Genomic DNA, 26808 nt, shown 5'->3' on the forward strand with positions numbered 1-26808 from the left:
ACGACAAGGGGAAAAGAGTCATGTTGCGCTATGTCTATGCTGACGAATTGCACAAATATCCAAAACTGGCCGAGGGGATGTTTCGGGACCGCGCCGATCAATTCAAAACCCGGCTGGGCTGGGATGTTCATGTTAACGACAAGGGTGAAGAGCGGGATCAGTACGATGATCTGAACCCGATCTATGTCATTTGGGAAGAGCCGGATGGCAGCCACGGCGGGTCCATGCGTGTTTTGCCGACCACTGGTCCAGTTATGGTGAACGAGGTGTTTGGACACCTGACGGGCTGCAAACCAATCAGCAGCCCCCTGATCTGGGAGGTGACGCGCTTTTGCCTGTCGCGCACGGCAAGCCCGCATACGGCCGGGGCCATCATGCTTAGCGGCGGCGAAATGATGGAAGGGTTTGGTTTGACCCATATCGCGGGTGTTTTCGATGCGCGTATGATTCGCATCTATCGCCTGATCGGATCATCCCCGATCGTGCTGGGCACGGAAGGTAAGGGACGTGATCAAATCTCGGTCGGGATGTGGCCGTATTCGGCGGACGACTGCAACCGCGTGGCCAAGCGCGCAGGCATCCCGCGTGAATTGTCGCGGCTGTGGTTCAAGACGGCTTTCGGCGTCGGTAGGCAGCACCCGTTTGCAATGTCAGCCTGACCGGGGGAAAACCGAATTCCACATCTGGTGATAGCTGGCGCGGGCTTGTAGGGTCGCGCCATGTCTTTGCCCTCTGTGACTTACTCTGACGACCAGGCCGCCGCGTATGACAGCATCTCTGAGATGCTGAAATCGGCAGGTGTTGACCTTGACGATGACGCGCTGCTGAAGCTTCCGGGATCGGGTAAATCCGGTGTGATGGCCGTGATTGGCAAGGCAGGGTCCGGAAAAACCCTGCTGCTGGCCGAGCTTTACAAGGCCATTGCGGACACCGGCGTTCAGATTGTGTCTGGCGATTTCGAGAGCCGCAAAGCTCGTGAAAAACGCAGTCTTGCGATCCTGGCTCCCACGAACAAGGCGGCCAGTGTTCTGCGCTTGCGCGGGGTGCCGGCCACCACAATCCACCGTATCCTTTATACGCCCGTCTACGACCCGGAATACGAGCGCATTGCCGAATGGCTGGCAGGCAATGACGAACGCCCCGAAATAGAGGGCCTGACCGACGAGGCGCTGGATCGCGCAGCGGCGTTTTTCCAAAACAACAAATCCATTCCCGGAGCGTTGGCCGCGGCAGGGTTACGGGGTTCCGATTTCATCACCGGCTGGAAGCGCCGGGACGAGCCCTTGGACATCGGGTTTGTGGACGAAGCCTCGATGCTGGATGACCGGCAGTTCGAAGATCTGCAGGAAATCTTCCCGACGCTTCTGCTGTTTGGTGATCCCGCCCAGTTGGCCCCGGTCAACCAGTCGGGCAGCATGGTGTTCGAAACATTGCCGGAACCGCGCAAACAAGTTCTTCACCGGGTTCATCGGCAGGACGCTGACAATCCGATATTGGACCTCGCGCACGCGCTGTCAGACCCACAGATGGGGTTCGAAGATTTTGAGCGTATGGTCGAGCAGACCGCCCGTGAGGACGACCGAGTGGTCTGGGGGCAGCGGGTCGAGGTTGATCTGATGGCCCGCAGTCCCGTTCTTGTCTGGCGCAATGCAACGCGCATTCGGCTGATTCAGGCTTTTCGGAATGTTCACGGTGCGCCGGATACCGAACTGTTGGAGGGGGAACCGCTCGTCTGTGACGGTATCGAATTGCCCCTTAAACATCGCAAAAAACGGCTGGATCTTGAGGCGCGCGGCCTTATCAAGGGCGCTCAGGTCATCTATCTGGGTCCCGGTCGCAAACCGGGCTTTTCCAGGTTGCACGTGATGGGGGCCGAAGACCCTCAGGTCAGCGCCGCATCTATCGTCAAGATTGAAAAACCAGACGAGGAAGAGCCGTTCATTCCCTTTGCCGCGCGCATGGGCGCCACTTTTCTTCATGGCGCAGCGGTCACTATTCACAAGGCGCAAGGGTCGCAGTGGAACACTGTTCAAGTGTTTGCTCCGGACATCTATGCCGCGGCCCGTATGGGCCGCACTGAAGCCGGACAGCCGCTATGGAAACGTCTGGCCTATGTGGCCATCACGCGCGCACAGGAAAGGCTGATCTGGGTCGTGCGCAACCGGCTTGCCAAGCCGACCTATCCGCTGCGTGTGGACGACCTGCGCGCTGTCCCGGCGGCCTCGCTGACATTGGAGGCAGAAGAGACATGACATCCATTATTGTGACCGGCGCAAGTTCTGGCATAGGGCGCGCCACGGCTGAGTTGTTTCTGGCCCAAGGATGGACGGTTGGTCTATTGGCGCGCAGTACCGACACGCTGAACCAAATGGCTGCAGAGCACGCAAACGCTATTCCAATGGTCGCGGATGTCACCGATGCACAAGCGGTCGAGGCCGCCTTTGGTGACTTTCAGGGTAAGGCGGTCCATTTGGATGTTCTGTTCAACAACGCGGGAATTTTCGCGCCGGGGGGAACGATTGACGAGATCGCGTTGGACGATTGGTACCAAAGCGTCGACGTTAACCTGAACGGCATGTTCCTGTGTGCCCGCGAGGCTTTTCGGATCATGCGGCACCAATCGCCGCAAGGCGGGCGCATCATCAATAACGGCTCAATTGCCGCCCATGTGCCGCGCCCGAACTCGGTGCATTACTCGGCGACGAAACATGCCATTACGGGCCTGACCCGCAGCCTGTCTTTGGACGGACGGGGCTTTAATATCGCTTGTGGTCAGATTGACATTGGCAATGCGCGAACGCAGATGGTGCAGGGTCTGGTCGATGCGGCCATTGCCGATGGGCAGCAACCCGATCCAACAATGGCCGTCGAAGATGCAGCGCGGTCCGTCCTTCACATGGCGAACCTACCGCTTGAGGCTAACGTTCAGTTTATGACCGTGATGGCCACGACGATGCCCTACATCGGACGAGGGTAACGAACAGTTACTCGCGCAATAGGCGGAACGCGGTTGACGCACCCCAACCCGCCGCAATCGCGATCACCAAAGACATCAGGCCGTACCAGACCGGTTGCTGCCGGGACATGTTGTACAAAAACCGCTCCAACCCCACTTTGCGCACGTCGATGGTGGTTTCAAATTGTGAAACGACCTGGCCGCCGCGGGTTAGAAAGATGCGCGCAACATAGTCGCCTTCAGTCAAGTCCGCCGGCATTTCGATCGAGGTACGAAACAGGGTTTGTTCATCAACGGCCACGGTGTCTTCGCGAATGGAATACAGACTTTCGTGCTCGCGAATACGAATAACAGCGTCCGCAAATTCCTGCGCGCCGCGGATGTTCATCGCTGCACCAACAGACCGGATGGCACGTTCGATTGATACACTGTATCGCAGGTCTTCGGTATCCGACAGAATCTCATTCAAGGGCGCGCTGGTCGCAACCGCATAGAAGCTGGGGGCTTCGTCTACGAGGACACTGTCAGTATTGACCCAGATTCCAAGCTTGCGCTCTTTACGCCGAACGGTGACAGGACTGGATGGACCGGACACTGCGACAATCACTTCAAGAGGTGGTCCTGACGGAATGGGAGCCTCGCGTTTGACCGCGCCAAAGACCAGGATCTCAGACCCGTCGAAATTGGCGGTGATGGCCACGCGATCCTGGCTGAGGCCCAGAACGACCTCCTCATCAACAGCCAGGGCGGGGCTGGAGCAAAGAGCCAGCGCAACAAGCAAGCGTTTCAGCATGATCAGTGCCCTCCGCCGGTGCCAAGCGAATAGAGCTCGGATGGTTCAAGCAGCAGATCCAGCGCCAGTTTTCCGCAGACCACAAGAACAAGGGCTGCGAGCAACACGCGCAACTGCTCGGCAGGCATGCGGGCGCCGATCACCGTTCCGATCTGTGCGCCGATGACGCCGCCAACCAGAAGCAAAACGGCAAGAACGACATCAACTGTAAAGTTGGTGGTAGCATGCAGCATGGTCGTAAAGGCGGTGACAAAGATGATCTGGAACAGGGATGTTCCGACGACCACCTTGGTGGGCATTCCCAAAAGGTAGATCATCGCAGGCACCATGATGAACCCGCCGCCAACGCCCATAATGGCCGACAGAACGCCAACGAACAGGCCAACCAGCGCAGGCGGAATAACCGAGATATACAGGCCCGAAGTCCGGAACCGCATTTTGAACGGCATCGCATGCACCCAGCCTCGTTGGCGACGCTTGGGGGGTGCGGACACGCCTTTCTTGGATTTACGGAGCGCGTTCAAGCTTTCGATGAACATCAAACCGCCCACGACGCCAAGGAACACGACGTAGCACAACGTCACAAGCAGATCGACCTGCCCGAGACTTTTGAGGTAGTTGAATATCACCACCCCAAGTGCAGCACCCGTTAAGCCGCCTATCAATAGGACGGTGCCCATTCTTAGGTCGACTGTTTTTCGTCGAAAATGCGCCAGAACCCCAGAGAAGGAAGAGGCAACAATCTGGTTGGCTTCAGTTGCAACCGCAACGGCTGGCGGAATGCCGATGAAGAACAGCAGGGGCGTCATCAGGAAGCCACCGCCGACACCGAACATGCCAGAAAGAATGCCGACCATCCCCCCAAGCCCCAATAGAAGGAAGGCGTTGACAGAAACTTCGGCGATAGGAAGGTAAATTTGCATATCGAGCTACTGGATGAGGGTAGGCCGTTCACTGAGAGTGATCAGGGTCGCCTCAAGGCAAAGTGGTGTAGGTTTAATGCGACGCGCGGCGGCAGTGCCCCGTGGCCACATGGCGGAAGTCGGATCGCTGGGCGTCATGCCAGCAGCCTGATACGGCTAAATGTCTGGTTTTCCTCAGTGTTGAGGCGTTCATGCGTTCCCAAATACACGGTCCGGGTGGATTCCGAGTCGTGGGGTATGATTGGCGACACATGCATACCCCTTTAGAACGGTTGCGGCATGCAAAAGCAACTCTGCATGCCGCTCTGCAGCGAACAGGACTGAACTGAGTCCGAAACTGGACTTATCAGCGCTCTTTCACATAGGGTTCGCCACCCGCGCGCGGAGGAACCGCCTTGCCGACAAACCCGGCCAGAATGACCACGGTAAGGACATAGGGCAGGGCGTCCATGACCTGCACAGGGATGACCACACCGCCCAGATCGATGTTCTGGAACCGCAACGCAATGGCCTGCAACAAACCGAACAACAGGCAGGCGCCCATGGCATGCCAGGGACGCCATTTCGCAAAGATCAGTGCAGCCAACGCGATGAATCCACGGCCTGCGGTCATGTCCTTAACGAACCCGGCCTGCAACGCAGTGGCCAGATAAGCTCCGGCGATTCCGCACAGCACACCACAAATGGCGACGGCGGCATAGCGCAAGCCAACGACCGAGACACCGGCAGTGTCCACGGCAGCGGGGTTTTCACCTACAGCGCGCAGGCGCAAACCGAACCGGGTGCGGTACAGAACCCACCATGTTGCCGGAACCATCAGGAACGCGATATAGACTAAAATCGAATGGCCTGAGAGCAGTTCAGAATAGATCGGCCCGATGATCGGTACCCCACTCAGCGACTCGGCAAAGGGGAAATTGATCGGTGTGAAACGACCGCCGCCAAACAACGAGGGCGTGCGCCCGCCCTGTTCGAACCAGCTTTGCGCGACAAGGACTGTCATACCTGCCGCAAGGAAGTTGATTGCGACCCCGGATATCAACTGGTTGCCTCGGAAGGTGATCGAGGCCAAACCGTGAAGTCCGGAAAGAACAAGAGAAGAGGCGATCCCCGCCAGCAGGCCCAACCAGACCGACCCGGTCACAGCCGCGACGGCCGCCGAGAAGAAGGCGGCCATTAGCATCTTGCCTTCAAGACCGATGTCGAAAATGCCCGCACGTTCGGAATAGAGCCCTGCCAGACAGGCCAGCAGTAGCGGTGTGGCTAGGCGGATGGTCGAGTCCAGGACCTGGATGAAGGTAATGAAGAACTCCATCACTGCGCTCCCTTCCGCAGGCTCAGGAACAACTTTTCAAGCGGCATCCGGACCATGTTGTCCAAAGCTCCGGTGAACAGGATCACCAGGGCTTGAATGACAACGATCAGTTCGCGTGGGATCGACGTCCAGAAAGCCAATTCTGCACCACCCTGATAGAGAAACCCGAACAGGATCGCCGCAAGGAATACACCAAACGGGTGCGACCGGCCCATCAGCGCCACCGCGATGCCGATGAATCCCGCGCCTTCGGTTGCGTTCAAAACCAGGCGTTCGGCCTCGCCCATTACGTTGTTGATGGCCATCAGACCCGCCAGCGCGCCCGAAATCAGCATTGCGATAATGGTGATCCGAACCGGCGAAATGCCTGCATAGACAGCGCCGGTTTCGGTCTTGCCGTAGGACCGGATTTCATAGCCCAACCGTGTCCGCCAGATCAGCGCCCAGACGACAAAACAGGCCAATACCGCGATGAAGAACGTGATATTAACAGGGGTCCCTTTGAACACCACGTTTTCGGCGGTTGAGAACATCGACTGAAATGTGGGTAGGTGAACGGCCTCTGGGAAGCGCGCCGACGAGGGGTCTTGCGCGCCCGGCGGTCGCATAAGATTGACCAGCACGTAGTTCAGGAATGCCGCCGCAATAAAGTTGAACATGATCGTTGTGATCACGATGTGGCTGCCACGCTTGGCTTGCAGATAGGCCGGAATGGCCGCCCATGCCGCACCAAACAGCATCGAACCCGCGCAGGCCGCCAACAGCGCGATGCTCCAATGCGGCCAGGGGATGTAGAGGCATACCATGGCAACACCAAGCCCACCCAGCATGGCTTGACCTTCGCCCCCGATGTTGAACATCCGGGCGTGGAAGGCGACAGCCACAGCCAACCCGGTGAACATGAAGTTGGTGGCGTAATACAGCGTATACCCCCAACCGTAGGTCGACCCGAGCGCACCGGTCACCATCAGTTTCACCGCTTCGATCGGGTTTTCACCGATGGCCAGAATGACCAAGGCGGACAAGATTGCGGCCAATATCAGACTGATCAACGGGATCAGCACCACATCGGCCCATTTGGGCATCTTTTCCATGTTACGCGGCCTCTCCCGCAACACCGGCCATCAACAGGCCAAGTTCTTTTTCATCTGTTTCATGGGGCAGTCTTTCGCCCATGACATGTCCGTCAAACATCACGGCGATGCGATCCGATAGCGAGAAGATTTCTTCCAGCTCGACCGAGACCAGCAGGATTGCTTTACCCTGATCGCGCAGCGCGACGATCTGTTTGTGAATGAATTCGATCGCGCCGATGTCGACGCCGCGCGTTGGTTGTCCGACCAACAGAAGATCCGGGTTCCGTTCAATTTCACGCGCGACAACAATCTTTTGTTGGTTCCCGCCCGAGAAGCTTTTGGCTGTAAGCCACGCATCAGGTGGCCGGACGTCGAATTTCTCGATCTTGCGCTCGGTATCGGCGCGCAGAGCAGCGTTGTTCATGAAAATCCCGCTCTGATAGGCAGGATCACGGTGATAGCCAAAGGCCACGTTTTCCCAAGCGTGAAAGTCCATCACAAGACCTTCGCGCTGGCGGTCTTCGGGAACATGCGCAATATGCTGGGCGCGACGGGCCTGACCGTCCGATCCCGGACCGCTAAGCGCCAGCGGGGAACCGTTCAGTTTGATCGACCCCTGACCCGGACGCATGCCGCCCAGAACTTCCAGAAGTTCCGATTGGCCATTTCCGGCCACGCCAGCGATACCGACGATTTCACCGGCCCGAACGGTCAGGTCGATACCCTTGACCCGTTCGACCCCAGCCGAATCAAAAACGCTGAGCTTTTCAATTTCCAAAACGGGCTTACCGGGTTGCGCAGGTACTTTGTCGACCTGCAGCAGCACCTTGCGGCCCACCATCAGCTCGGCCAGCTCCTCGGGGCTGGTGTCGGCTGTTTTCACGGTCGCCGTCATCTGACCGCGCCGCATGACCGAAACCGTATCGGTGTTCTCCATGATTTCGCGCAGTTTGTGCGTGATCACGATGATCGTCTTCCCTTCGACCCGCAGGCGGTCAAGGATGCGGAAAAGCTGGTCAGCCTCGGACGGGGTCAGAACCCCGGTGGGTTCGTCCAGAATCAGAATCTCGGCCTTGCGATACAGGGCTTTCAGGATTTCGACCCGTTGCTGCATGCCGACGCCAATCTCGTCGATACGCTTGTCGGGATCAACGAACAGCTCGTATTCCTCTTCCAGCGCTTTCAGTTCTTTGCGCGCTTTGGACAAGGACGGGGCCAGCAGCCCGCCATCCTCGGCACCGAGAACGATGTTTTCCAGAACAGTGAAATTCTCAACCAGTTTGAAATGCTGGAACACCATCCCGATCCCGGCAGCAATGGCCGCCTGGCTGTCAGGGATGTCGGTCTTGTTGCCGTTAATCCAGATTTCACCTTTATCGGCTTTGTAAAAGCCGTACAGGATGCTCATCAGCGTGGATTTGCCCGCACCGTTTTCACCGATGATCCCATGGATCGTACCGGGGGCGACGCTGATGGAAATGTCTTTATTGGCCTGAACCGGCCCAAAGGCTTTGGATATCCCTTTGAGCTCAATGGCGGGGACGGTCATGTCTTGTCCTCAATTGCCGAAAGGGCCGCGGTGTCATACGCGGCAGAGTCGGGGGCAAGGCGGAGGTTGTACCCCCGCCTTGCGCGATATCAGAACTGCAGTGCCGGGCAGCTGTCGTTCTCATAATAGCTGACAACAGAGACGTTACCGTCGATGATGTCCTGACGCGCTTTGTCGACTGCGCCTTTCATCTCGTCCGAGACCAGAGGTGCGTTGTTGTCATCCATGGCGACGCCAACACCTTCTTCGGCCAGACCCATCTGGAACACGCCGGTTTCCAGGCCGTCGCCCGCTGACATCGCGTCATAAACGGCAACATCAACGCGTTTCAGCATGGAGGTCAGAACCTTACCCGGGTGCAGGTGGTTCTGGTTGCTGTCCACGCCGATCGACAGGATGCCTTCGTCTGCCGCGGTCTGCAGAACGCCAACACCGGTGCCGCCAGCGGCAGCATAGATCACATCAGCGCCCTGGCTGATCTGTGCTTTGGTCAGTTCCGAACCCTTTACCGGATCGTTCCATGCCGCCGGGGTGGTGCCGGTCATGTTGGCAACAACATTGATGTCAGGGTTTACAGCCTTGGCACCCTGCGCATAACCGCAGCCAAAGTGGCGGATCAGCGGGATATCCATGCCACCGATAAAGCCGACGGTGCCGGATTCCGATGCCATCGCGGCCATCATGCCAACCAGATATGATCCTTCATGTTCGGCAAAACCGATTTGACGGATGTTGGGGATGTCCAGCCAGTTGACGTCAACCGCAACAAATTTGGTGTCCGGGTAATCGGCGGCCACGGCGGACAGCGGATCTGCCATGCCAAAACCCATCGTGATGATCGGGTTTGAGCCGGATTCAGCGAAACGGCGCAGAGCTTGCTCGCGCTGTGCTTCGGACTGGATCTCGATCTCGTTATAGCTGCCGCCTGTTTCTTCGGCCCAACGCGACGCGCCGTTGTGGGCGGCTTCGTTGAAGGATTTGTCAAACTTGCCACCAAGATCAAAGATCAGGGCAGGATCTGCAAGCGCAGCGCCAGCCGTAAGTGCGACTGCGGCGGTGGCACCCATCAAGGATTTCATCAGGGTCATTTTATACTCCCGTTTGTTATTATCGGTCGGGGCGAAGTTAGCCCCGTTCACCCACTGTGAGCGAGCATAACTGTTGTGATGGCGGGAATTAAGGACGTTTGCAACCGCCGTGGTCAACAGATTTTTGACCATTTGGTCGAAAAAATTTATCTTAGGCGGTCAATCCAGCGCGGATTCCATCACGATAGCATCAATTTTCTGATTGTTTTCGCGCAGGTAATACCCCTTGCGCACTCCACAGGCATGATAACCGCTGTGTTCATACAGCGCGATGGCTGGCAAGTTATCTGCAGCGACGTCCAGAACAGCGCGCGTCGCGCCCAAAGCCTTTGCTTTCGTGTGCCATTCATGCATGCAAGTTCGGGCTAAGCCCTGTCGCTGAACGTCCGGATGCGTGGCGATCGTCAGCAATTCAGCCTCATCGCCGATCACCTGGAACAACGCGAAAGATTGATTATTTCCAACGGCATGGATGAACCGATTGTTCAGAAGATCCGAAAATTCGACCGCAGCCCACGACCGTGACCGAGTAAATGCCGCCGCGTGTGTTTTGGCAAGATCCTCGGGGGTCATCAGTCCAGCAAAACCGGGGGGGTGTCTTTGGAAGGGGCCGCATCCGCAGGCCGAACATAGAGTGGCGCCGGCTGCGCAGTTTCGGCCTGCCACCTTTGCCCGGCGATCCGGGCAATAGCGTGAACCTGTGCATCAGCGTCGTCATTCAGGATTAGGGGGCCAAGTGATTCTGCCTCAATTTGAGGCATTAGCATCGGACCTTGGTCCGGCAACGCCACGTAAACCTGATCACGCGGGGCGCGGATCGCGGGCAGGGCGTCCATAGACATTTCGGCCAATGCGTCGAACCCGGACACGCCTACCGCTGGAACGCCAAGCCCTAGGGCTAGGCCGCGCGCCGCAGAAACCGAGATTCGGATGCCGGTAAAGTTTCCGGGTCCGACGCCGACACCGATCGCGGACAGGTCTTTCCACCCATATCCGGCATCTGCCAGAATTTCTTCCAGCAACGGCATCAGACGTTCGGCTTGACCACGCGACATGGCTTCGATGCGCGAAGTCACGATCCGGTTGCCGCACAACAAAGCGGCCGCGCAATGCGCGGCCGATGTATCAAACGCCAAAATAATGGGGTCAGACGGCAACAGGGCGAACCTCGGTCACTTCGGGGATGTAGTGGCGCAGCAGGTTTTCGATACCCATCTTCAACGTCAGGGTCGAAGAGGGGCAGCCCGCGCAAGCACCCTGCATGTGCAGGTAGACAACGCCCCGGTCAAACCCGTGGAACGTGATGTCGCCACCGTCCTGCGCAACCGCCGGACGAACACGGCTATCCAGCAAGTCTTTGATTTGATTCACGACTTCTGCATCTTCGCCGGTGTGCTCTGCATGGCCCGATGCGGCTGTTTCACCAACTCCGATGACCGGTTGGCCGGATTGATAATGCTCCATCACCGCACCCAGAATCGCGGGTTTGATGTGATCCCATTGGACGTCATCGGACTTGGTGACGGTCACGAAGTCATTGCCGAGGAATACACCCGTTACTCCGCTAACCGCAAAAATCCGTTTTGCCAAAGGTGATTTTTCACCGGCTTCAGCCGATGGGAAATCCGCAGTGCCCGCTTCCAGCACGGTCTGGCCGGGCAGAAACTTCAAGGTTGCGGGGTTCGGCGTGGATTCGGTCTGGATGAACATGTCACGGCTCCGTTTCAGTTGCTTCTGATATGCGGGTCCGGGCCGGATAAGTCAAGATTTGGAACGATTCTAAATGTTAGCTGCCAACCGGATCGCTTCATCCAACCGATCATCACCCCAGTATAGTTCGTCACCGACCAGAAAACTTGGCGCGCCAAACAGCCCCTTGGCCTGAGCGGTTTTGGTCTGCTCGATCAAAGCAGACTTGATTTGGGGGTCTTGGGTTCTGTCTAAAAGTTCTTCCGGCAGACCAGCGGATTTCAGGCAATCAATCAGAACCGCATCGTCCGACACGTTCTGACTTTGTGCGAATTCGGCTGTATAGACCGCCCGAACAAAACGGGCCCTGTGGGTCTGATCTTCAATAGCCAGCGTGAGACGCGCAGCCTTCAAGCCGTTTTGCGGAAACGGGTCCGGCTGCTGGAAGTGCAGGCCGCGCTGCGCTGTCAGACGCTCCATATCGCGCCACATATAGCGTCCCTTGGCCGGGTAGATGTTAAACGGGGAATTGTCCCAGCCCTGCGCCGCAAAAATGGGTCCCAGAAGAAAGGGACGCCATTCTACGACGACGTCATGCTGTGCCGCAGCCTGTTCGATTCGCATGGCGCTGAGGTAGGAATAGGTCGATGCGAATTCGAACCAGAACTGGATGCGGCTTTGCATTGGGTGGCCTCAGGTGATGGCTTCCAGCTTTTCCTTGCTAAGATCGCCGGGCACAATTGTGATCGGAATCGGCAAGCTGCCCGAGTTTTTGGTCAGCTGCGTCACCAGGGGGCCAGGCCCTTTCTTTTCGATACCAGCACCCAGAACGAGAACGCCGATGTCTGGGTCTGACTGGACATGTTCGATGATCTGAGGGACGGGTTCGCCTTCGCGAATGGACAGCTCGGGGTCGATCCCTTGTTTGTCGCGCATCCATTTGGCGAAAACTTCGTAATGCGCGTGAATGCGTTCGCGTGCCTCTTCGCGCATGGTTTCGGCGACACCGATCCAGTGATTGAACTCATCAGGTGGGATGACGGACAGGATCGTTACCCCTCCACCGGTATGGGCTGCACGCATTGCAGCGAAACGCATCGCGTTAAGGCATTCGCGGCTGTCATCCAGAATGACTAGAAACTTACGCATGGGTATCCTCGTGTATTTAGGGGGATCATGCCCGACCAAATGCGGGCTGGCAACACGGCGTGTGACTACCGAGCGCTTGCCGCCCAGTCCCAATAAAGCGCGCGCGCGCGGCGTGCAATCGGTCCGACCTGATATTGGGTGTCTTCCAATGCGGTGACCGGCGTTATCTTGTTCATGTTACCGGTCATAAACACCTCGTCCGCCTTGTGAAAATCTTCAAAGCTGAGGACGGATTCGTGGACCGTCACGCCGTCAGCGCGCAGGTTTTTGATATGCCGCGCTCGGGTGATTCCGGCCAGAAAAGTTCCATTGGGCGTAGGGGTGAATACCTCGCCGTCCCGGACCATGAAGACGTTTGCGGTGGCGGTTTCCGCCACATGACCCAAGGCGTCCGCCACCAGTGCGTTCGAGAACCCCTTGGACTTGGCCTCTTTCAGCATTCGGGCGTTGTTTGGATACAGGCATCCGGCTTTGGCATTCACAACGGCTGATTCCAGAACCGGTCGGCGAAACCGCGTGGTGGTCAGCGTGACCGAAGCTGTTTCCGGTGCCATTGGTATTTCTTCCAGACAGATGGCAAATCCGGTGCAGTCCTGCTGCGGAACGATGGCAGTGGCGTCACCGTCGATGCCCCAATACATCGGCCGAATATAGACGGCGGAACCTTTGGCATAGCCATCCAGCCCTTCACGGACGATTTCGACCATCTGTTCGGTCGTCACGGTCGGTGTCAGCAAGAGCGCCTCGGCCGAGCGGTTGACCCGTTCGCAATGGGCCACCAGATCCGGGGTCAGCCCGTCGAAGAATCGCGCGCCGTCAAAGACCGAAGACCCCAGCCAAGCGCCATGGTCTGCCGCCCGCATGATCGGGGCGTCCCCGTTGTGCCACTGACCATCAAAATAGGTGCGGATGTTTTTGCCGACTGCCATGACGCCCTCCTTTGCCCTTGGGGCAACCTAGGAAGGCGTCACGGGAAGGTCCAGCGCAATCAGCCTTGTTTTGCGCCAACCATACCCACGATGTCGTAGGTCTGTTGCAGGATCGGGGCCGCTATCGCCCGTGCCTTTTCCGCGCCGCGTGCGAGAATCCGGTCAATCTCGGCCTCTTCACCCATCAGACGCGCCATTTCGGTCGAGATCGGAGCCAGTTTGGCGACCGCCAGCTCGGCGAGCATCGGTTTGAACTCACCGAATTGCTTACCGCCGACTTCGGCCAGAACCTGTTCCGCCGTTTGATCGCTGAGCGCGGCGTAGATGTTGACCAGATTGCGGGCTTCGGGGCGTTCGGACAGACCATCGGTTTCTGAAGGCAGGGCATCCGGGTCGGTCTTGGCCTTGCGGATCTTTTTGGCGATCTCGTCGGCATCGTCCGTCATGTTGATCCGGGTCATGTCGGACGGGTCCGAAGACGACATCTTCCGCGAGCCGTCCCGCAGGTTCATCACGCGCGGCGCGGGGCCACCGATCACCGGCTCGGTCACCGGGAAGAAGTCCACGCCATAGTCATGGTTGAACTTGATCGCGATGTCGCGAGTCAGCTCCAGATGCTGTTTCTGGTCCTCACCAACAGGCACATGTGTCGCGTGGTAGGTCAGGATGTCTGCCGCCATTAGCGCCGGATAGGCAAACAAACCCAGCGAGGCATTCTGTGCGTTCTTGCCCGCCTTGTCCTTGAACTGCGTCATCCGCTGCATCCAGCCCATCCGGGCGATGCAGTTGAAGATCCACGCCAGCTGCGTGTGCTCGGCCACCTGGCTTTGGTTGAACAGGATGGACTTTTCGGGGTCCAGACCGGCGGCAATGAAACCGGCGCAAACCTCGCGGGTCTTTTCGCGCAGACGGGCCGGGTCTTGCCAGACGGTGATCGCGTGCAGGTCGACCATGCAGTAGATGGTCTCGAAATCTTCGCCCTGCATATCCACAAAACGCTTGAGTGCACCCAGGTAGTTGCCAAGGTGCAGGTTTCCCGAAGGCTGGATGCCGGAAAACACGCGCGGCGTGAACTTGGTTTCGGTCATCGAAGGGAACTCCCGTCTGGAAAAATCAGCCCCCGTCGCTTACCCATGAGGTCAAGGGACGTCAACAGCCGCGAAAGGCCAGCCCAATGAGCAGTGAGCATTATACACCCGCCGTGAACCCTCTGCCGCCCGTTGTGGTGGCGTTGGTCCTGTTCATCATGGGGATCGAATTGGCGTTTACGCTGGGTGCACGTGGTCTTGTGGGTGGGCCATCAGCGGTAGGTTGGCGGTTGGATGCACTGCAGAATTACACCTTTTCCCCGGATATCTTTCACTGGATGATCGAGAATGGCCGTTGGCCGTTTGAACATGTGATCCGTTTCGTGACCTATCCGTTCGTGTCGGGCAGTTTTACCCAGGCGGTTTTTGTCAGCGTCTTCGTTCTGGCCATGGGAAAAATGGTGGCCGAAGTTTTCGGCGGTTTTCAGATGCTGATCATTTTCGTTTTGTCCGGTATCGGTGGCGCGTTGGCCTATGGGCTGTTGCTGAATCCCGCCTATCCGCTGGTCGGAGGGTTCCCGCCGGTTTACGGTCTGATCGGCGCGTTCACATGGCTGCTGTGGCGCAAGTTGTCATTGGTCGGCGAAAACCAGTCTCGGGCCTTCAGCCTGATCGCGGTTTTGATGGGCATCCAGCTGGTGTTCGGACTTTTGTTTGGCGGCACGTCCGATTGGGTTGCCGATCTGGGCGGGTTTGCCACCGGTTTTGGCCTGTCGTTTTTCCTGGCACCGGGCGGATGGGCGCGGATCGTGGGACGTATTCGCCGCGACTGATCAGGACCGACGCAGCGCTTTTCTGAATTCGGACAGCTCGAACGCTTTGAAAAGGTGACCGAGTAAGAAATAGGCGGCAGCTGCAACTATGATTAGGACAAGCAGCGCCAGATAACGCCATCCGGGTACCTGGAAGGTCCAGCCAAAAATATGAAGGGCGGCGAACAGCACAACGCCCATACCCAGCGATGCCGCGACGACGCGCCAGGCACGTCGTTTGAACCGGCCGTCAAACCGTGCTTCATCGCCGAAACGGCGCGCTCCAATCGCCAACAAGGCAACCATCGCCCAACCGGCAGCCGAAGCCGCAATCGCCGGTGCGATCCAACCCACCAACGGGTAAAGACCAAAGGCCAGCCCGGCATTGATCACCATCGCAACTACGGCATAGCGAAACGGAGAGCGGGTGTCTTCGCGCGCGAAGAACAAGGGCTGCAGGAGCTTTTGCAGCATGAAAGCGGGCAGGCCGACGCCATAGATAGCTACGGCCAAGGCCGTGGCTGCTGTGTCCTCGGGGCTGAATTGGCCACGTTCGAACAGAACCGACACCAGCGGTATTGGAATGATCAAAAAGGCAACGGTGGACGGCAGGGTCAACAGCAGCGTGAACTCTCCGGCGCGGGAATAGGCATTGCGCGCCCCGTCCTTGTCCCCGGCCCGTAAGCGGCGGGACAGATCAGGCAGCAGGACGATCCCCACCGCAATACCGACCACGCCCAATGGCAATTGATACAACCGGTCCGCTGCGAACAGCCAACTGACCGCCTTTTCGGTTTTGGACGCGACCAGCTGGCCAACCACCAGATTGACCTGCGTGACGCCCATCGCCAAAGCGGCGGGCACTGCAATGCGAACCATGCGTCGCATTTCCGGGTTGAGTTTGGGCACGCCGGGGCGGATGCGAATACCTGCACGTTCTGTCGCCACCCAAACCAGCGCCAGTTGCGCGACCCCTGCCAGCGGAATGATCGTTATCAGCCACCAGATTACGTCGCCGCCAGACAGCGCGCCTGCGATCAAAGCAGTACAGGCAAAGATATTGAGTAAGACAGGCGCGGCAGCGGCAGCGGCGAACCGGCCTGTCGCGTTCAGAACACCGGAAAACAGCGCGGCCAGCGACATGAACAGGATATAGGGAAAAACGACGTACCCGTAGTCAACGGCCATGTCGAAGCGTTCATCGCCATAGAACCCTTCGGCGGTCAGCCAGACAAGTCCAGGCATGAAAACCATCGCCAATCCAACCAGTGCCAAAACAGCCGCTGCCAGCAGGTTGAAGGCATCCTGAGCAAACCCTTCGGCGTCTTCTTCGCTCTCCAACCGTTTCGAGAACATTGGTACAAAGGCGGCGTTGAAGGCACCTTCGGCAAAGAAACGGCGAAACATGTTGGGCAGGCGGAAAGCGGCGACAAAGGCGTCCATCACCGGACCGGGTCCGATATAGGCGGTCAACAAAATCTCTCGCAGAAATCCCAGAATCCGACTGGCCAGCGTCCAGAATCCGACCGTGAACAGGCCTGAAAACAACCGGATCTGTTTCATGAGATTGCGCGCTCCGCACCTTCGGTGATGGCTTTGCGCAGCTTGGTCTCAAGACCACGTTGCTTGCTTTCGGAATGGTATTTCAGGCCGAACATGTCCTTGACGTAGAAAGTATCGACAACCTGTTCGCCATAGGTCGCGATCACGGCATTGGCGATATAGACATTGGCCGCAGCCAGCGTTCTTGTCAGGTCATACAGCAGGCCCGGACGGTCGCGGGTATCAACTTCGATGATGGTGTAGATCTCGGACCCGTCATTATCGAAGATAATATGCGTCGGCACATTGAAGGCGCGTTCGCGTTTCTTGATCTTGTCGCGCGATTTCAAGGCGTCACGCGCCACGACTTCGCCTTTGAGCGTCTTTTGGATCATCTGTGCCAGCCGCGGCAAACGGCTGGCCTCAAAAGGGTGGCCCTCGGCGTCCTGAATCCAGAACGCATCGGTGACGTACCCGTCCTTGGTGGTATAGCTACGGGCGTCGACCACGTTAGCCCCAACCAGCGCAAGCGCCCCGGCGATGCGGGCGAAAATCCCCGGATGGTCTGCCATGGCAAAACACGCGCGAGTGGCGTCGCGATCGTCATCCGGGTGCAGGTGAATTTCCATCGCGCCAGGGTCGCCGCTGTGTTCCAGCGCGCGTAGCATTTTTGCGAACTCGATATGTGTAGACAGGTTCAGGCCCTGCCAATAGGGCGCATAGTGCCGCCCGGTTTCGGCCTTCAGGTCAGCCTTCGACCAATCGCCAAGCGCCGATCGCAGTGCCTTTTTGGCTTCTGCGCCACGGTTGGCCCGGTTCAGGTCTTCCATACCGGTTTCCAGCGCCCGCTTGGTTTCAGCGTGCAAGGCGCGCAGCAGGGTGGCCTTCCAGTTGTTCCAGGTGTTGGGGCCAACGCCGCGAATGTCACACACGGTCAGAACCGTGAGCAGATCCAACCGTTTGACCGTCTTCACCGCCTTGGCAAAATCGCGCACGGTGCGCGGGTCCGAGATGTCGCGTTTCTGCGCCATGTCCGACATCAACAGGTGATATCGCACCAGCCATTCCACGGTTTCCGAGTCCGATTTGTTCAGACCCAAGCGTGGAGCAACCTTGCGTGCGATCTGAGCACCCAGAATGGAATGGTCTTCGGGTCGCCCCTTGGCGATATCGTGCAGCAGCAAGGCCACATAGAGAACCTTGCGGTTAACCCCGCGTTTCAGGATCGATGAGGCCAGCGGCAGCGATTCAACCAGTTCACCGCGTTCAATCTGGGCCAGGTTGACGATGGTCTGGATCGTGTGCTCGTCCACTGTATAACTGTGATACATGTTGAACTGCATCATCGCCACGATGTGTTCGAACTCTGGCAAAAACGCCGACAATACTCCCAATTCGTTCATGCGGCGCAGGGCGCGTTCCGGGTTGCCGTGTTTCAGCATCAGGTCCAGAAAAATGCGCTGCGCCTCTTTGTTTTGGCGCATGTCGTCGTCGATGAGGTTTAGGTTGGCTGTCACCAGCCGCATCGCATCCGGGTGGATCAGCATGCCAGTGCGAAGACCTTCCTCGAACAGACGCAGAAGGTTCAGCTTGTCGGAAAGAAACTTCTTGGCGTCCGCTACATCCAAGCGACCGTGAACGACCTTGTACCCTGCTTTGACACGCGGTCGACGCCTAAAGATGCGTTCCAGTAGGGCGGCGCCTTTCACGTGTGACGCTTCGAGTTTGGTCAGGAAGATCCGGGTCAGTTCTCCGACGCGCGTTGCCTCGCGGAAATAGCGTTGCATGAACACTTCAACAGCCCGTCGCCCAGCCCTGTCTTCATAACCCATACGGTCGGCAACCTCGACCTGCAGGTCGAAGGTCAGTTGTTCCGTCGCACGACCGGTCAGCAGATGCAGATGAGAGCGTACTGCCCACAGAAACTCTTCGGCCTCTACAAAAGTGCTGAATTCCTCGGGTTCAAACAGGCCCAGAGGAACCAGCTCGGCCACGTCCTGAACGCCATAGATATATTTTGCAATCCAGTAGAGCGATTGAAGATCGCGCAGCCCACCTTTGCCCTCTTTTACGTTGGGCTCGACCATATAGCGTTCACCCTGTTTGTGGTGGCGCTCGTCACGTTCCTGCAACTTGGCCTCGATGAACTGACGTTCGCTGCCCTTGAACAGCTCGGTTTTCAGGCGGCTATCAAGTTCTTTGGCAAGGGCTGCGTCCCCGGCCAGATAGCGCTGTTCCAGCATCGCGGTACGGATGGTGAAATCCTCGGTGCCCAGTCGCAGACAATCCTTGATCGTTCGGGATGAATGGCCAACCTTCAGGCGCAGATCCCAAAGCATGTAAAGCATGGATTCGATGACGCTTTCGGCCCAGGCGGTGATCTTGTAGGGCGTCAGAAAAAGCAGGTCGACGTCCGAGGCCGGCGCCATTTCGCCGCGGCCATATCCACCAACAGCAAGAACCGCAATCTTTTCGCCCTGCGTCGGCGTTGCCAGCGGATGTAGATAGGTGCCGGCCACCTGCATCGCTGTGCAGACCAACCCGTCGGTCAGATAGGTGTAGGACCGGGTCAAAGGTCTGGCGTCAAAGGGGCGTTTAGCGAAGGCATCGGCAATGGTCTTGCGCCCAGCCTTTTGGGCATCGCGCAGGATGCGCACGGTTTCATTCCGCCGCGCGGCATTGTCCTGAATATTTTCAAAGGCTTCCGACAATTGCGCCAGGATGGCGGTACTGTCGAAAATTTCATCAGCCGCGCAGATCAGCTCACCCTTGGGGGTGAGTGTCAGCACCGGCTGATCAGAAACCGGCGCCAGAGAAGCTTTGAGGGGCGGAGTCAATCACTACTACCTGTTTGTTCTGGATCGTGGCAACGGCCAGACCGCGTTCGTTCGTACCGTCGGACCGTAGGCGGAAGATGCCGCCAACGCCCTGGAATCCGGCGTTCTGGGTCAGGGCTGATGTGGTCAACGCGTCGGATTTGCCTTGGCTGACCAAAGCCGCAATTGCTGCAATGCCGTCATAGGCCAGACCGCTGATCGGGTGCGGAGCCTCGCCATAGGTGCTGTTATACCGCTGGCGGTAAGCCTGCGCCTTTGCCGGGTCGGGCAGGGCGAACCAGCCCCCTTGAACACCAGGCAGATCCAGCGTCTGAGACGGGATGTCCCAGCGTGTCAGGCCAACGAACTGGGTGGTGGCCGACGACACACCAGCTTCTGGCAACAGCTGCGAATACAGCGGCAGTGCACCTGCCGTCGTTGCCGTCAGAAACACCGAATCTGCGCCAGCAGCATCCACGGTTGCCTTGATCGTTGGAACAGAGTTGATGACGCCTTGCTGAGACCGGTCATAGCCAACCGTACCCGCGTTCGCTACACGGCTGCTGGCAAGCGCAGTTGCAATCGCCGATTGACCAAGCTGCCCGGCTGCATCGTTGCTGTGGACGATGACCATGCTGGTTTTGCCTTGCGATCCGGCAAAGTTGACCAAACGGTTCGCAGTGTTTTGAAAGGTCGGGCCCAGAACAAAGACGTTGCCACCTGCAATGCTGGTATTGTTCGAGAAGGACAGCACGTTGACCTTGTTGTTCAGCACGGCGAGACCTGCCGAGTTTGCCGCCTGAGCGTAAACCGGGCCAATGATGATCTTCGCCCCATCCGCGACGGCTTGTTGTGCCACTGTCGCGGCCGTGTTCGAGCTGCCGCGCGTGTCATAAACGCGCAGGTCAATCTTAACATTCTGCAGATCGGCCATGGCCAGACGCGCCGCGTTTTCAAGGCTCCGCGCCAGTTGGGCGTCGCCGGAATTTCCCGATCCCACCGGGACCAAAAGGGCGACCGGAACGGGTTTGGACGTGTTGATTGACGGGCCTCCGCCAAGGCCGCCGGGCTCACATGCAGCGAGGAAAGCGGCGGTTGCCAGGATCGCGGCGGATTTCGCCAGCTTGCGAACGGGCTTGCAAACGGTAAACATCTAAATGAAAACTCCCTGTCCCGGCGGCTTGGGGTACCACCAATCTGTTAAGCCGCGATAATAAACGTCACGCTGTGAGGGTCCAGCTTTGAATTTCCAAAAAGTAAGATTGGGCGCGGGCCTGTATTTTGTTGCCACTCCGATCGGTGCGGCGCGCGACATCACGCTCAGAGCGCTGGATGTGCTGGCCTCGGCTGACGTCATTGCCGCCGAAGACACGCGCAGCTTGCGCCGGTTGATGGAGATTCACGGCGTACCGCTGGATGGGCGGCGAATCCTAACCTATCACGATCACAGCGGCGCAGGCGCACGCGGCAAAATCCTTGATGCGTTGCAGGACGGGAAGTCTGTCGCTTATGCATCTGAGGCCGGAATGCCGCTGATTGCCGATCCGGGATACGATTTGGGGAAGCAGGCCGCCGAGGCCGGTCATACGGTGACCTGCGCACCGGGACCATCCGCAGCGCTGATGGCGCTGACTCTGGCCGGGCTGCCGACAGATGCGTTCTTTTTTGCGGGCTTTTTGCCAAATGCATCCGGCGCACGCCGGTCGCGGATCGAGGCATTGCGGGACGTGCCGGGCACATTGGTGTTTTACGAATCTCCGAAACGCGTGGCGGCGTGTTTGTCGGATCTTGCAATCGTGCTGGGCAATGACCGTCAGGCCGCAATGTGCCGCGAGCTGACGAAGAAATTCGAAGAAGTTCGTCGCGGGACGTTGGAAGAACTGGCGGCCGACCTGCAAGGGCAGACAGTCAAAGGTGAAATTGTTCTGCTCGTGGACCGCGGACATTCGGAAACTGTTAACGAATCCGACGTAGAAGAGGCGTTGAAACGAGCCTTGGAAACCCATTCGGTTCGCGACGCGGCTGATTTGGTATCAGAGATGTACAAGCTGCCGCGCCGCCCGATCTATCAGAAGGCTCTGAAATTGGGAAAGGGATGACATGGCCGCACGATCCGTTCGAAGTTCGGTGTCCTATCATGCCGGGCAGGCGGCGGAGCAGCAGGTTGCATCAAATTATAAACAACGCGGCTATTCCATCCTGAATCGCCGCTGGCGCGGTGCCGGTGGGGAGATCGATCTTATTGCGCGCGACGCTCACGGGATTGTCTTTGTCGAGGTGAAGAAAAGCACCAGTTTCGATGCGGCCGCCGCCCGGATCAATCGCCGCCAAATGGATCGCATCTGCGCATCAGCGGCCCAATTCCTGGAAACCGAACCAAATGGGCAATTGACCAATGTGCGGTTTGACGCGGCTTTGGTGGATGCCTCGGGCGCCGTTCAAATTATCGAAAACGCCTTCGGTTTAGCCTGATCCCCATTGAACCCCCAGCCCGGCTGGGCCATGTATCTGGCGTGAAACTGAGGGACACGCCATGAAAATCGCCTTTCAGATGGACCCGATCGGGGCCGTGGATATCAATGCCGACAGCTCATTCCGTCTGGCCGAAGAGGCGCAGGCGCGCGGACATACGCTGTTTTTCTACAGCCCGGACCAGCTGGCCTATCAAGAGGGGCGGATCACCGCGCGCGGTCAGGACATGAAAGTTCAGCGGGTGGCGGGCAATCCGGCGGAACTTGGCGCCAAGCGTGAAGTGGACCTGGCAGAGTTCGACGTGATCTGGCTGCGCCAGGACCCGCCGTTTGACATGCATTACATCACATCAACCCACTTGCTGGACCGTCTAAAGGGGCAAGTTTTGGTTGTGAATGATCCGTTCTGGGTGCGGAACTACCCCGAGAAACTGCTGGTTCTGGATTTCCCGGACCTGACGCCGCCGACAACAATTGCGCGGGATCTGCAGACCATCAAGGCGTTCAAGGAAAAGCACGGCGACGTCATTCTAAAACCGCTTTATGGCAATGGCGGTGCCGGAGTTTTCCGGTTGGATGCGAATGATCGCAACCTGACTTCGCTGCACGAACTGTTCACCGGATTCTCGCGCGAGCCTTTGATTGTTCAGAAATTTCTGCCGGATGTCAGCAATGGCGACAAACGTGTGATTCTGGTCGACGGTGACGCTGTCGGTGCGATCAACCGCGTACCGGCCGCGGGCGAAACACGTTCGAACATGCATGTGGGCGGTCGTCCCGAAAAGATTGGCCTGTCCGAGCGCGATCTGGAAATTTGTGCCGCGATCGGTCCATTGCTGAAAGAAAAAGGTCAGATCTTCGTCGGAATCGATGTGATCGGCGACTACCTGACCGAGATCAATGTGACCTCGCCGACAGGCATTCAGGAACTCGAACGATTCAACGGTGTGAACGTCGCCGAAAAGATTTGGCAGGCGATTGAGGCCAAGCTTTAAGATGCGGCCTTGGCGCTGATGCGAAAGCTCAGCGCCTCGGCGATATGAGGACGCCGGACATCCGGTGCCCCGTCCAGATCAGCGATGGTACGCGCCACACGCAGGATTCGGTGAAAAGCGCGGGCGGACAGGCCAAATCGCTCGGCTGCCTTCAGCAACAGGTCTTTACCTTCAGTATCCGGGGCCGCGATTTCGTCCAGCTGCTTCCCCTCTACGTCCGCATTCTGACGGGTGGACGGTGTATTGCAAAACCGGTTTGCCTGAATGGACCGGGCTTGTTCGACGCGCGCGGCTACGGTGGATGAACTGTCGCCGGACGCCGGCAGATCCAAATCAGTGAACCCGACCGGAGGCACCTCAATCCGCAAATCAAACCGATCCATCAGGGGCCCGGAGATTCGGCTCAGATAATCCTCTCCACAAACAGGAGCGCGGGAACAAGCGCGCCCGGGATCGGTCAGGTACCCGCATTTGCAGGGGTTTGCCGCCGCGACCAGCATGAACCGGCATGGGTATTTCACATGGGCATTTGCACGCGCGACCATGACCTCTCCAGTTTCAATCGGCTGGCGCAGTGTCTCCAGAACCGTGCGCGGAAATTCCGGGAACTCGTCCATGAACAGAACACCGTTGTGGGCCAGTGAAATTTCACCCGGTTTCGCGCCCCTGCCGCCACCAACGATCGCAGCCATGGACGCCGTGTGATGAGGTTCGCGAAACGGGCGGCTGCGGCTGATCCCACCTTCGTCCAATAGCCCGCGCAACGACTGAATCATCGAAGTTTCTAACGCTTCGGTCGGTGTCAGCGGCGGTAAAATCCCGGGCAGGCGTGCAGCCAGCATGGATTTGCCGGAACCGGGTGTGCCGGTCATGATCAGATGGTGCCGACCTGCTGCGGCGATTTCCAGGGCGCGCTTTGCACGTTCTTGCCCTTTGACGTCGCGCAGGTCACGCGCGCTGGGCTCAAGTGTGACTTCGCCGGGCTGTGCGGCGGGTAGCGGAGACTGGCCCGAGAAATGCCGCACCACGTCCCCAAGCGACCCAGCGCCGATCACCTGTGTTGCATCAACCCAAGCAGCCTCAGCACTTGAGGCGCGGGGGCAGAGCAAGGCCCGATCCTCAGCCGCCGCAGTCATTGCCGCGGGCAGGGCACCGACCACAGGCACCAGTGAGCCATCCAAAGATAGCTCGCCCAGCGAAACCGAACCTTCGGCGGCGTCCCGTGGAATAATCTCTAGCGCGGACAGCAATGCAACGGCTATGGGCAGGTCAAAATGGCTGCCTTCTTTAGGTAGGTCAGCAGGCGACAGGTTGATGGTGATCCGTTTTGACGGTAACGCGATGGCCATCGAGCTCAACGCGCTGCGGACGCGGTCCCGCGCCTCAGACACGGCTTTGTCGGGCAAACCGACGATGGAAAATGCGGGTAGGCCCGGCGAGACGGCGCACTGCACCTCGACCGGGCGGGCATCGACCCCTTGAAAAGCAACTGTGTGGGCGCGAGCAACCATGAATGACCTTTTTGGTTAACAGGTCGTTGCTGCCACGGCTGCGGTTTAAGAATCGTTAACGGCGCGGGTCATCTCGGTGAATTTTGGCCAGGCACCGGGATCAGCGACTGTTTTGTCACGGCAGAACCGGTTGCAGAACCCCCAGCGCAGGCCATTCAGTTCAAGAACTGCGGTGACAGCTTTGCCGGAATAGGGGCAGGCGTCGTTGATCGACGTAGTACCATCTACCGCTTTTGCCTGCGAAGAACCGGCAATTGGCCAAGGCTCTGATGGCAGATTCATGGGGTATGGAAAAGGGTCGTAGTTGACCGTCAGCCCCATCGCACGCCACTGGCGGGCAGAAACATCCGACAGCAAATCAAGGCAGTAGTCGCGATTGGCATCAGCGATCGGCAGGCCATAGCCAATAATCCGTGCCGCGACCGGCGTATAGAACACGTCCGCAAGGGAATAGTGGCCGAACAAAGGACCGGAGTCCGCGCCAGACACATCACGGGCATGGGCCCACAAGGTCTCGACCCTTGCAAGATCGGTGCGTGTTTCGGTCGACGGAGCGAACCCCTGCCAGCACTGTTTGAACTGCATTGGACACTGCCCGCGCAACGCGCCAAACCCGGCCACCATTTCAGCACATAGCCACCGCGCGGCGGCGCGCGCGGCGGGGTCTTTGGGCCAAAGCCCCGTTTGGGGATGTAACTCGGCAAGGGTTTCCGCCATCGCCAGGCTTTCCCCAACCACGGTGCCGTCGGGCAATCGCAGGGCCGGGACAAGGCGGGCCGGCGCGAGGGGTTTCATATCCTCGGCCATGGTGCCGGAATAGAGGCCGATCATGTGGGAACGATAGGGCAGGCCGAACTTTTCCAGCATCAGCCACCCGCGCATGGACCAGCTGGAAAACAGGCGGTCTCCGATAAACAAATCATAAGTCATGCGGCTAGGATGGCGTGGCCGATCCATTCCGTAAATCAGTGATTTGTGCGCAGTTTCATCACGGACGATGATTGATCCGTCCGACAGACCAGCGATCGCCGTGATGCGTGATTTCGGTGACCGAAAGGTTGTCGATGCGATGGCCAAAAGCCTCTTGCGCGTCAACGTCGAGAGCTCTTTGAATCTGGGTCAGGATCACGCCAAAATGCGCCACGACCACCAGATCGCACCCGGTGTGCTGTGCGATCAATTGGTCAACGGCTACGTCGACACGCGCGCGGACCTCGTTCCAGCTTTCCCCGTTTGGGGGCCGCACATCGCCGGGGTTGTCCCAATATGCAAAGGCAAGCTCGGGGTCCTCGGCTTCGATCTGTTTGAAGGCGCGCAGCTCCCAAGTGCCGAAATTGATTTCGCGCAGCGCGGGCTGATGCCGCAACCGCCGCCGTGTGCCTTGAATGGCTGATGCAGTATCGGCGGAGCGGCTCAGGTCTGAGGAAACAACGATAGCGTCCGCAGGCAGGTGATCATGCAATCGGGCAACGGCGGCGCGATCGCTGAGGTCAGCAGGCAGGTCGGACCAGCCGACCATCGTTTTGGCGTGGGTCGGGCCGTGGCGCACAAGATGCAGACGTGTCAATCTAGTCGCCCCTTCAATACCAACGGCAGGCCAGCCGTGACTTGCACCACCAGATCGGCCTCGGCGGCCAATGCGATGTTCAGCCGTCCCTGCGCTTCGCGAAACCGGCGGGACAGCGCGTTGTCAGGGACGATCCCGTGCCCAACCTCGTTCGAGACGATGACGACCTGTGCGGAACACAAGCGTAGCGATTGCAAAAGCGCGCTTTGCGCCTGTTCCAGATCGCTTTCCGCCAGCAGGTGATTGGTCAGCCACATGGTGGCACAGTCGATCAGGCAGACAGAGGTGGGGGGCAAATTCGCCAGCGTAAAGCCGAGGTCAAAAGGTGCTTCAACCGTCTCCCAACCCTCGCCGCGTTGGGAAATGTGGCGTTGAACCTTATCTTGCATCTCTTCATCAAACACTTGTGATGTTGCAAGATAAACCCTCTTTTTTCCTGATGAAACAACGAGTTGCTCGGCGAAAACCGACTTACCCGAAGCAGCACCGCCCAACACAAAGGTTAAATCCGGATTCACTATCATTACCTTCCATGTGATCCACCCGGTTTTGTTTTGCGTATCGTTCATAGGTCGGCAAAGCAACCCCGGCCCGCGCCT

General features: G+C 58.3%; 27 protein-coding genes. 7 read left to right on the forward strand and 20 right to left on the reverse strand.

Going from position 1 to position 26808, the window contains the following annotated elements; translation table 11 throughout:
- Nucleotides 1–20 precede the first annotated feature (20 nt).
- From DS906_RS21480 to DS906_RS21490, 3 genes are read left to right on the forward strand one after another with little or no spacing between them, the layout of a single operon-like run.
- Complete coding sequence (locus tag DS906_RS21480) at nucleotides 21–659, forward strand: acyl-homoserine-lactone synthase (protein ID WP_113792082.1); 639 nt, start codon at nucleotides 21–23, stop codon at nucleotides 657–659.
- 60 nt (nucleotides 660–719) lie between these two features.
- Nucleotides 720–2252, forward strand: coding sequence for an ATP-dependent RecD-like DNA helicase (locus DS906_RS21485; RefSeq protein ID WP_113792083.1), 1533 nt, complete (start codon nucleotides 720–722; stop codon nucleotides 2250–2252).
- A complete protein-coding gene (locus DS906_RS21490) occupies nucleotides 2249–2977 on the forward strand; it encodes an SDR family oxidoreductase (RefSeq protein ID WP_113792084.1) in 729 nt (242 codons plus the stop codon). The genes DS906_RS21485 and DS906_RS21490 overlap by 4 nt, the downstream gene beginning before the upstream one ends.
- Nucleotides 2978–2984: 7 nt before the next feature.
- On the opposite strand, the gene DS906_RS21495 is transcribed toward DS906_RS21490, so the two are convergent.
- The 13 genes from DS906_RS21495 to trpS all read right to left on the reverse strand — a co-directional run bounded on the left by DS906_RS21495 (nucleotide 2985) and on the right by trpS (nucleotide 14555).
- Nucleotides 2985–3749, reverse strand: coding sequence for a TIGR02186 family protein (locus DS906_RS21495; RefSeq protein ID WP_113792085.1), 765 nt, complete (start codon nucleotides 3747–3749; stop codon nucleotides 2985–2987).
- Nucleotides 3750–3751: 2 nt separating this feature from the next.
- The gene (locus DS906_RS21500; RefSeq protein ID WP_113792086.1) at nucleotides 3752–4672 is read right to left on the reverse strand and encodes a sulfite exporter TauE/SafE family protein; all 921 of its coding nucleotides are present in this window, start codon (nucleotides 4670–4672) and stop codon (nucleotides 3752–3754) included.
- 346 nt (nucleotides 4673–5018) lie between these two features.
- A complete protein-coding gene (locus tag DS906_RS21505; RefSeq protein ID WP_113792087.1) occupies nucleotides 5019–5987 on the reverse strand; it encodes an ABC transporter permease in 969 nt (322 codons plus the stop codon).
- Nucleotides 5987–7081 carry an ABC transporter permease gene (locus DS906_RS21510; RefSeq protein ID WP_113792088.1) on the reverse strand — a complete coding sequence of 365 codons (1095 nt, stop codon included), beginning with the start codon at nucleotides 7079–7081 and terminating at the stop codon, nucleotides 5987–5989. Before DS906_RS21510 ends, DS906_RS21505 begins: the two co-directional genes overlap by 1 nt.
- Before the next feature lies 1 nt (nucleotide 7082).
- Nucleotides 7083–8612, reverse strand: a complete 1530-nt coding sequence (locus tag DS906_RS21515; RefSeq protein WP_113792089.1) for an ABC transporter ATP-binding protein — start codon at nucleotides 8610–8612, stop codon at nucleotides 7083–7085.
- Between the two features lie 89 nt (nucleotides 8613–8701).
- A complete protein-coding gene (locus tag DS906_RS21520; protein WP_113792090.1) occupies nucleotides 8702–9700 on the reverse strand; it encodes a BMP family protein in 999 nt (332 codons plus the stop codon).
- 159 nt (nucleotides 9701–9859) lie between these two features.
- Nucleotides 9860–10273 carry a GNAT family N-acetyltransferase gene (locus tag DS906_RS21525; protein ID WP_113792091.1) on the reverse strand — a complete coding sequence of 138 codons (414 nt, stop codon included), beginning with the start codon at nucleotides 10271–10273 and terminating at the stop codon, nucleotides 9860–9862.
- Nucleotides 10273–10857, reverse strand: coding sequence for a tRNA (adenosine(37)-N6)-threonylcarbamoyltransferase complex dimerization subunit type 1 TsaB (tsaB, locus tag DS906_RS21530; RefSeq protein WP_113792092.1), 585 nt, complete (start codon nucleotides 10855–10857; stop codon nucleotides 10273–10275). Before tsaB ends, DS906_RS21525 begins: the two co-directional genes overlap by 1 nt.
- Nucleotides 10847–11410: a NifU family protein gene (locus DS906_RS21535; RefSeq protein ID WP_113792093.1), complete on the reverse strand. Its 564-nt coding sequence runs from the start codon at nucleotides 11408–11410 to the stop codon at nucleotides 10847–10849. Before DS906_RS21535 ends, tsaB begins: the two co-directional genes overlap by 11 nt.
- Nucleotides 11411–11479: 69 nt before the next feature.
- Nucleotides 11480–12073, reverse strand: coding sequence for a 2-hydroxychromene-2-carboxylate isomerase (locus DS906_RS21540; RefSeq protein ID WP_113792094.1), 594 nt, complete (start codon nucleotides 12071–12073; stop codon nucleotides 11480–11482).
- Between the two features lie 9 nt (nucleotides 12074–12082).
- Complete coding sequence (locus DS906_RS21545; protein ID WP_113792095.1) at nucleotides 12083–12538, reverse strand: universal stress protein; 456 nt, start codon at nucleotides 12536–12538, stop codon at nucleotides 12083–12085.
- A gap of 65 nt (nucleotides 12539–12603) precedes the next feature.
- Complete coding sequence (locus DS906_RS21550) at nucleotides 12604–13467, reverse strand: branched-chain amino acid aminotransferase (protein WP_113792096.1); 864 nt, start codon at nucleotides 13465–13467, stop codon at nucleotides 12604–12606.
- A gap of 59 nt (nucleotides 13468–13526) precedes the next feature.
- Nucleotides 13527–14555, reverse strand: a complete 1029-nt coding sequence (trpS, locus tag DS906_RS21555; protein ID WP_113792097.1) for a tryptophan--tRNA ligase — start codon at nucleotides 14553–14555, stop codon at nucleotides 13527–13529.
- Between the two features lie 86 nt (nucleotides 14556–14641).
- Between trpS and DS906_RS21560 the strand changes: the two genes are divergently transcribed.
- Nucleotides 14642–15328 carry a rhomboid family intramembrane serine protease gene (locus DS906_RS21560; protein ID WP_113792098.1) on the forward strand — a complete coding sequence of 229 codons (687 nt, stop codon included), beginning with the start codon at nucleotides 14642–14644 and terminating at the stop codon, nucleotides 15326–15328.
- Here DS906_RS21560 and murJ read toward each other — a convergent pair whose 3' ends face one another.
- The 3 genes from murJ to DS906_RS21575 are packed head-to-tail and all read right to left on the reverse strand — an operon-like array spanning nucleotide 15329 to nucleotide 20818.
- Nucleotides 15329–16870, reverse strand: a complete 1542-nt coding sequence (gene murJ, locus DS906_RS21565) for a murein biosynthesis integral membrane protein MurJ (protein ID WP_113792099.1) — start codon at nucleotides 16868–16870, stop codon at nucleotides 15329–15331.
- A complete protein-coding gene (locus tag DS906_RS21570; protein WP_113792100.1) occupies nucleotides 16867–19686 on the reverse strand; it encodes a [protein-PII] uridylyltransferase in 2820 nt (939 codons plus the stop codon). Before DS906_RS21570 ends, murJ begins: the two co-directional genes overlap by 4 nt.
- Nucleotides 19646–20818 carry a penicillin-binding protein activator gene (locus tag DS906_RS21575; protein ID WP_113792101.1) on the reverse strand — a complete coding sequence of 391 codons (1173 nt, stop codon included), beginning with the start codon at nucleotides 20816–20818 and terminating at the stop codon, nucleotides 19646–19648. Before DS906_RS21575 ends, DS906_RS21570 begins: the two co-directional genes overlap by 41 nt.
- An 88-nt stretch (nucleotides 20819–20906) precedes the next feature.
- On the opposite strand from DS906_RS21575, the gene rsmI reads away from it, so the two are divergent.
- The 3 genes from rsmI (at nucleotide 20907) to gshB (ending at nucleotide 23131) form a co-directional block, all read left to right on the forward strand.
- The gene (gene rsmI, locus DS906_RS21580; RefSeq protein WP_113792102.1) at nucleotides 20907–21764 is read left to right on the forward strand and encodes a 16S rRNA (cytidine(1402)-2'-O)-methyltransferase; all 858 of its coding nucleotides are present in this window, start codon (nucleotides 20907–20909) and stop codon (nucleotides 21762–21764) included.
- A 1-nt stretch (nucleotide 21765) separates the two neighbouring features.
- Nucleotides 21766–22137 carry a YraN family protein gene (locus DS906_RS21585; RefSeq protein WP_113792103.1) on the forward strand — a complete coding sequence of 124 codons (372 nt, stop codon included), beginning with the start codon at nucleotides 21766–21768 and terminating at the stop codon, nucleotides 22135–22137.
- A 61-nt stretch (nucleotides 22138–22198) separates the two neighbouring features.
- Nucleotides 22199–23131 carry a glutathione synthase gene (gene gshB / locus DS906_RS21590; RefSeq protein WP_113792104.1) on the forward strand — a complete coding sequence of 311 codons (933 nt, stop codon included), beginning with the start codon at nucleotides 22199–22201 and terminating at the stop codon, nucleotides 23129–23131.
- On the opposite strand, the gene DS906_RS21595 is transcribed toward gshB, so the two are convergent.
- From DS906_RS21595 to cobU, 4 genes are read right to left on the reverse strand one after another with little or no spacing between them, the layout of a single operon-like run.
- Complete coding sequence (locus DS906_RS21595; RefSeq protein ID WP_113792105.1) at nucleotides 23128–24642, reverse strand: YifB family Mg chelatase-like AAA ATPase; 1515 nt, start codon at nucleotides 24640–24642, stop codon at nucleotides 23128–23130. The genes gshB and DS906_RS21595 overlap by 4 nt on opposite strands.
- 45 nt (nucleotides 24643–24687) lie before the next feature.
- Nucleotides 24688–25572, reverse strand: a complete 885-nt coding sequence (locus tag DS906_RS21600) for a glutathione S-transferase (protein WP_113792174.1) — start codon at nucleotides 25570–25572, stop codon at nucleotides 24688–24690.
- Between the two features lie 58 nt (nucleotides 25573–25630).
- Nucleotides 25631–26209: a histidine phosphatase family protein gene (locus tag DS906_RS21605; protein ID WP_113792106.1), complete on the reverse strand. Its 579-nt coding sequence runs from the start codon at nucleotides 26207–26209 to the stop codon at nucleotides 25631–25633.
- A complete protein-coding gene (gene cobU / locus DS906_RS21610; protein WP_233494879.1) occupies nucleotides 26206–26778 on the reverse strand; it encodes a bifunctional adenosylcobinamide kinase/adenosylcobinamide-phosphate guanylyltransferase in 573 nt (190 codons plus the stop codon). The genes DS906_RS21605 and cobU overlap by 4 nt, the downstream gene beginning before the upstream one ends.
- Nucleotides 26779–26808 lie beyond the last annotated feature (30 nt).

The sequence above is a fragment of the Ruegeria sp. A3M17 genome (genome assembly GCF_003318255.1).
Lineage (GTDB): Bacteria > Pseudomonadota > Alphaproteobacteria > Rhodobacterales > Rhodobacteraceae > Ruegeria.

Coding starts and splice junctions, on each gene's coding strand:
- DS906_RS21480 (WP_113792082.1), top strand. CDS start 21: ATGTTGCGCTATGTCTATGCTGACGAATTGCACAAATATCCAAAACTG.
- DS906_RS21485 (WP_113792083.1), top strand. CDS start 720: ATGTCTTTGCCCTCTGTGACTTACTCTGACGACCAGGCCGCCGCGTAT.
- DS906_RS21490 (WP_113792084.1), top strand. CDS start 2,249: ATGACATCCATTATTGTGACCGGCGCAAGTTCTGGCATAGGGCGCGCC.
- DS906_RS21495 (WP_113792085.1), bottom strand. CDS start 3,749: ATGCTGAAACGCTTGCTTGTTGCGCTGGCTCTTTGCTCCAGCCCCGCC.
- DS906_RS21500 (WP_113792086.1), bottom strand. CDS start 4,672: ATGCAAATTTACCTTCCTATCGCCGAAGTTTCTGTCAACGCCTTCCTT.
- DS906_RS21505 (WP_113792087.1), bottom strand. CDS start 5,987: ATGGAGTTCTTCATTACCTTCATCCAGGTCCTGGACTCGACCATCCGC.
- DS906_RS21510 (WP_113792088.1), bottom strand. CDS start 7,081: ATGGAAAAGATGCCCAAATGGGCCGATGTGGTGCTGATCCCGTTGATC.
- DS906_RS21515 (WP_113792089.1), bottom strand. CDS start 8,612: ATGACCGTCCCCGCCATTGAGCTCAAAGGGATATCCAAAGCCTTTGGG.
- DS906_RS21520 (WP_113792090.1), bottom strand. CDS start 9,700: ATGACCCTGATGAAATCCTTGATGGGTGCCACCGCCGCAGTCGCACTT.
- DS906_RS21525 (WP_113792091.1), bottom strand. CDS start 10,273: ATGACCCCCGAGGATCTTGCCAAAACACACGCGGCGGCATTTACTCGG.
- DS906_RS21535 (WP_113792093.1), bottom strand. CDS start 11,410: ATGTTCATCCAGACCGAATCCACGCCGAACCCCGCAACCTTGAAGTTT.
- DS906_RS21540 (WP_113792094.1), bottom strand. CDS start 12,073: ATGCAAAGCCGCATCCAGTTCTGGTTCGAATTCGCATCGACCTATTCC.
- DS906_RS21545 (WP_113792095.1), bottom strand. CDS start 12,538: ATGCGTAAGTTTCTAGTCATTCTGGATGACAGCCGCGAATGCCTTAAC.
- DS906_RS21550 (WP_113792096.1), bottom strand. CDS start 13,467: ATGGCAGTCGGCAAAAACATCCGCACCTATTTTGATGGTCAGTGGCAC.
- trpS (WP_113792097.1), bottom strand. CDS start 14,555: ATGACCGAAACCAAGTTCACGCCGCGCGTGTTTTCCGGCATCCAGCCT.
- DS906_RS21560 (WP_113792098.1), top strand. CDS start 14,642: ATGAGCAGTGAGCATTATACACCCGCCGTGAACCCTCTGCCGCCCGTT.
- murJ (WP_113792099.1), bottom strand. CDS start 16,870: ATGAAACAGATCCGGTTGTTTTCAGGCCTGTTCACGGTCGGATTCTGG.
- DS906_RS21575 (WP_113792101.1), bottom strand. CDS start 20,818: ATGTTTACCGTTTGCAAGCCCGTTCGCAAGCTGGCGAAATCCGCCGCG.
- DS906_RS21585 (WP_113792103.1), top strand. CDS start 21,766: ATGGCCGCACGATCCGTTCGAAGTTCGGTGTCCTATCATGCCGGGCAG.
- gshB (WP_113792104.1), top strand. CDS start 22,199: ATGAAAATCGCCTTTCAGATGGACCCGATCGGGGCCGTGGATATCAAT.
- DS906_RS21595 (WP_113792105.1), bottom strand. CDS start 24,642: ATGGTTGCTCGCGCCCACACAGTTGCTTTTCAAGGGGTCGATGCCCGC.
- DS906_RS21600 (WP_113792174.1), bottom strand. CDS start 25,572: ATGACTTATGATTTGTTTATCGGAGACCGCCTGTTTTCCAGCTGGTCC.
- cobU (WP_233494879.1), bottom strand. CDS start 26,778: ATGAACGATACGCAAAACAAAACCGGGTGGATCACATGGAAGGTAATG.